This is a genomic window from Novosphingobium sp. B-7 (assembly GCF_000410615.1).
Taxonomy (GTDB): Bacteria; Pseudomonadota; Alphaproteobacteria; order Sphingomonadales; family Sphingomonadaceae; genus Novosphingobium; species Novosphingobium capsulatum.
The window spans coordinates 1-4,423 of the sequence record NZ_KE148374.1 but is presented as its reverse complement, the minus strand read 5'-3'; the positions used below and the strand labels follow the sequence as shown (position 1 = coordinate 4,423).

Sequence of the window (4,423 nt, the reverse complement as noted above, 5' to 3'; positions counted from 1 at the left end):
GCCACGGCGGCGTGCTGCCTTCCCGCGTGGCGCTGGTCACGCTGGGGGCCAGCCTGCCGATGCTCGCCTCTCGCCGCGACGCCCGCGATTTTGCCGGCACCATGGCAAAGCTGGCGCAGGGCCGTTTCGCCTGGCTCGACATCGGCTCGCCCTCCGATGGCGCAGCCACCCCGCTGGTCGATCCCTGGCTGGGCCGCGCGCCAGCCCGCCACGCTGGGCTGGTGCAGTTGTCCCCGCGCTGGTTCGCGTTTTGCGATGCCCAGACCTATGCCGCGCGGCGCAAGGACAAGTATCTCACCCATTTCGATTATCTGCGCCGGCTCGATCGCCCGTCACCGCTCGATTACCTCGGCCTCACCTGCAGCGACCAGCCACTCGCCGCCAGTATCGCCGCCTTTCGCCAGGTATCGCGGGCATGACCGAGCCGCCCGCGCTGGTCGTGCCGCCGTTCCCTACGCCGTTGCGGCGCAAGGCGGGCCTGCTGCGCCGTTTCGTGATCGGCTGGGGCAGTTGGATCCACACGCTGTTCGAAAAATCCTATCGCATGAAAATGGGCACGGTGCGCTTTCCGCTGCTGCGCTTTTTCGTGATCAACGACCTGGCCCTGGCGCGAGATGTGCTGGAAGAACGCCACTGCCCGTGGCCCAAGCACGGCTTGATGACCGAACTGCTGCGCCCGTTGATGGGCGAAAGCGTGTTTTCTGCCAATGGCGCGCAGTGGCAGGCGCAGCGCGCGATGATCAATCCCGCTTTCGCCCAGGCTGGCCTTGGCCGCGCCTGGCCGGCCATGCGTGCCGTTGCGCAGGATATGGCCGGGAACCTGCACCAGGCGGCGGCGCGGGGGCCGGTGGATATGGAACAGGCGATGACGGCGGTGACGGCAGACGTGATCTATCGCACGCTGTTTTCACAAAGCCTGCCCGCCGATGCGGCCGAAACCGTCTTTGCCGCCTTTGATCGCTATCAGCGCCATGCCCAGCGCTATGCCATGCTGCGCCTCTACCGCCTGCCGCTCATGCGCCAGCGCCAGCGGCTGTCCCAGGCCGCCGCCGCTATCCGCACGCTGTTCGCCCCGCTCGTCGATGCCCGGATGGCAATGCGCGCGCGCCTGGGCCAGCCCCTGCCGCCGGCCGATATTCTCGATGCGCTACTCGATGCGCGCCATCCGCATAGCGGCGCACCGTTTTCGCGCGAGGCCCTGCTCGATCAGCTTGGCACGATCTTCCTCGCCGGCCACGAAACCTCGGCATCCGCGCTGGCCTGGGCCAGTTATCTTCTGGCTGGCGACGCGGGGCTACAGGATCGCCTGGCCGCGCAAATCGCCGCTGTCACGGGGGGCAGCCCGCTCGCCGCCGATCATCTCAAGGCTTTGCCCGAACTGCGCCATCTCTTTCAGGAAGCGCTGCGCCTCTATCCCCCGGTCAGCTTCCTGATGCGCGAGGTCGTCGCGCCGCAGATCATGCGCGGCAAGGCGATGGCGTCGGGCGATCTCGCGGTGGTGTCGCCCTGGCTGATCCAGCGCAACGCCGACAACTGGGCCTGCCCGCACGCGTTCGATCCGGGCCGCTTTGCCCGCGCCGAGAATGCCAGGGCCGCGCGCGAGGCTTGGCTGCCGTTCGGCAAGGGCCCACGCGTGTGCATCGGCCAGGGCTTTGCCATGCAAGAGGCGATGATCGTGCTGGCCACGCTGCTGCGCGAATTTCGCCTGGCGCCCGCCGCAGGCTCCGCGCCGGAACCGATCAGCCGCCTGACCCTGCGGTCGCGCCATGGCATCCACTTGCGGCTCACCCTGCGCTGACGGCCGATTAGGTAACAAAATCGATACAAAGTCAGACATTTGTCGTGGGAGCCGGCACGGCGTTGAGCCGTTGAGGCAGGGTCAGTTTCATTGGAAAGGACCGCCATGAACAAGTTTCTCGCCACGGTTGCCGCCCTTGCGGTGGCCCTGCCCGCCGCCACCCCCGCGCTGGCCCAGCACTATGATGCGCGCCACGATCAACGCCACGACGTGCGCCGCGGACCGGTCAAGATGAAGCCCAACCCGTTCCGCAAGGGGCAGCGCTTCGACCACCGCCGCGCGCCCAACTATCGCGTGGTCGATTACCACCAGTACCGTCGCCTGTCGGCGCCGCCGCGTGGCTATCACTGGGTGCGGTCGGGCAACGATGCCCTGCTGGTGGCAATCGGCAGCGGCGTGATCGCCTCGGTGATCGCCAATACGTTCTGATCCGCGCGCGACCGGATCACATCAAGGGGTGGCCTTGTAAAAGGCCGCCCCTTTTTGTGCCAGGGTCGTGCTCCACAGCGCGCGCCTGACACAGGCTGCAATCGCCAGAGCCATGAACGAAAAAGGCGGCCCTTCCCGTGGGAAAGGCCGCCTTTTCGTGTTTACCGATCCGAAGATCAGAGCGTGCGTTCGCGCTCTTCCACTTCGAACACTTCCAGCGTGTCGCCAGCCTTGATGTCGTTGGTGTCCTGCAACACCACACCGCATTCCAGGCCCGCGCGCACTTCCGAAACGTCGTCCTTGAAGCGACGCAGCGAGGCAATCGTGGTCTTGCTGACGATAACATCGTTGCGGGTAAGACGCGCATAGATGCCCTTGCGGATGTAGCCTTCCAGCACCAGCAGACCGGCTGCCTTGTCCTTCTTGCCCGCGGGGAAGACTTCCTTGACTTCCGCACGGCCCACAACGGTTTCGATGCGCTCCGGACCAAGCTCGCCCGCCATTTCCTTGGCGATGTCGTCGGTCAGCTGATAGATCACGTCGAAGTACTTCATCCGCACCTTGTTGCGCTCGATCAGCTCGCGCGCCTTGGCGTTGGGACGGACGTTGAAGCCCACGATCGGTGCGCCGGAAGCCTGGGCCAGGCCCACGTCGCTTTCGGTGATCGCACCCACGCCGGAATGCAGCACGCGCACCTTGATCTCGTCGGTCGACAAGCGGTTGAGCGCATTGACGATCGCTTCGGTCGAGCCCTGCACGTCGGCCTTGATCACCACCGGATACTCGATGACGCTCTGCTTGGCCGCCAGCGCAGAGAACATGTTCTCCAGGCTCGACGGCGCAACGGCGGTGCGCTTGGCAGTGGCCTTCTCCTGACGATAGGCCGCCACTTCACGGGCACGTGCTTCGTTTTCCACCACGGTCAGCGTGTCACCAGCCATCGGCACGCCGCCAATGCCGAGCACTTCGACCGGCAGCGAAGGCGGCGCAGACTTCACCTGGCGGCCCTTGTCATCCAGCATGGCGCGCACGCGGCCAGACTGGGTGCCTACCACCAGGATATCGCCCACATGCAGCGTGCCGCGGTTGATCAGCACGGTCGCCAGCGGGCCCTTGCCCTTGTCGAGCTTGGCCTCGATCACGGTCGCTTCGGCGGCGCGATCGGGGTTGGAACGCAGTTCCATCAGTTCGGCCTGGAGCAGGATCTTCTCGATCAGCGTGTCGAGACCCGCGCCGGTCTTGGAGGAAACCTCCACGTCCTGCACGTCGCCCGACATGTCTTCCACGATCACTTCGTGTTCGAGCAGACGTTCGCGGATCTTCTGCGGGTTCGCCTCGGGCTTGTCGGCCTTGGTGATCGCCACGATCATCGGCACGCCGGCCGCCTTGGTGTGATTGATGGCTTCGATCGTCTGCGGCATGATGCCATCATCGGCAGCCACCACCAGGATGACGATGTCGGTGACATTGGCACCGCGCATGCGCATCTCGGTAAAGGCTTCGTGGCCTGGCGTATCCAGGAAGGTGATGTAATCGCCGCCCTTGGTCTTGATCTGATAGGCGCCGATATGCTGCGTGATGCCGCCGGCTTCGCCGCGCACCACGTCGGTGCCGCGCAGCGCGTCGAGCAGGCTGGTCTTGCCATGGTCAACGTGGCCCATGATCGCCACGACCGGGGGCCGCGACTTGAGCGTGGTATCGGCATCGATGTCCGAAGCGGTATCGATATCGACGTCGCTATCGCTCACGCGCTGAATGTTGTGGCCAAATTCGGTCACCAGCAGTTCGGCGGTATCCTGGTCGATGGCCTGGTTGATGGTGACCATCATGCCCATCTTGAACAGCGCCTTGACCAGGTCCGCGGCCTTTTCAGCCATGCGGTTGGCCAGATCCTGCACGGTGATCGCTTCAGGCACGATCACATCGCGCACTTGCTTTTCACGCGCCTGGGTCTGCCCGGCGAAGTGCGCACGGCGCTCCTTTTCACGGGCGCGCTTGAGCGCGGCGAGCGAACGGGCGCGAGCGCCCTCGTCTTCGTTGAGCGCGCGCGTCACGGTCAGCTTGCCCGCCTGGCGGCGATCATTGGCGTTCTTGTCACGCGGGGCATGCGCCGGCTTCTTGGCCGGTTCGGGGCGCTTGGGCGCCACCACCGGGGTAAAGCGGCGCGGCGCGGGCACGGCAGCAGCCGGGGCCGGG

Annotated in this window: 3 protein-coding genes and 1 pseudogene; 3 read left to right on the top strand and 1 reads right to left on the bottom strand. The window is 65.7% G+C overall.

Annotated features, from left to right (window positions below; all coding sequences use genetic code 11):
• From H926_RS27945 to H926_RS27940, 3 genes and pseudogenes are all read left to right on the top strand, one after another.
• Positions 1 to 419, top strand: a pseudogene (locus H926_RS27945) (hypothetical protein); the annotation flags it as partial.
• Positions 416 to 1,798, top strand: coding sequence for a cytochrome P450 (locus tag H926_RS0115450; RefSeq protein ID WP_022677123.1), 1,383 nt, complete (start codon positions 416 to 418; stop codon positions 1,796 to 1,798). The pseudogene H926_RS27945 and the gene H926_RS0115450, both read left to right, overlap by 4 nt.
• 105 nt (positions 1,799 to 1,903) lie before the next feature.
• Positions 1,904 to 2,227 (top strand): RcnB family protein, encoded by a 324-nt coding sequence (locus tag H926_RS27940; protein WP_022677122.1) that lies wholly within the window; start codon positions 1,904 to 1,906, stop codon positions 2,225 to 2,227.
• Between the two features lie 176 nt (positions 2,228 to 2,403).
• Here the strand turns inward: H926_RS27940 and infB are convergent.
• A partial coding sequence (gene infB, locus H926_RS0115440; protein ID WP_022677121.1) for a translation initiation factor IF-2 occupies positions 2,404 to 4,423 on the bottom strand: 2,020 nt, incomplete at its 5' end.

Coding starts and splice junctions, on each gene's coding strand:
- H926_RS0115450 (WP_022677123.1), top strand. CDS start 416: ATGACCGAGCCGCCCGCGCTGGTCGTGCCGCCGTTCCCTACGCCGTTG.
- H926_RS27940 (WP_022677122.1), top strand. CDS start 1,904: ATGAACAAGTTTCTCGCCACGGTTGCCGCCCTTGCGGTGGCCCTGCCC.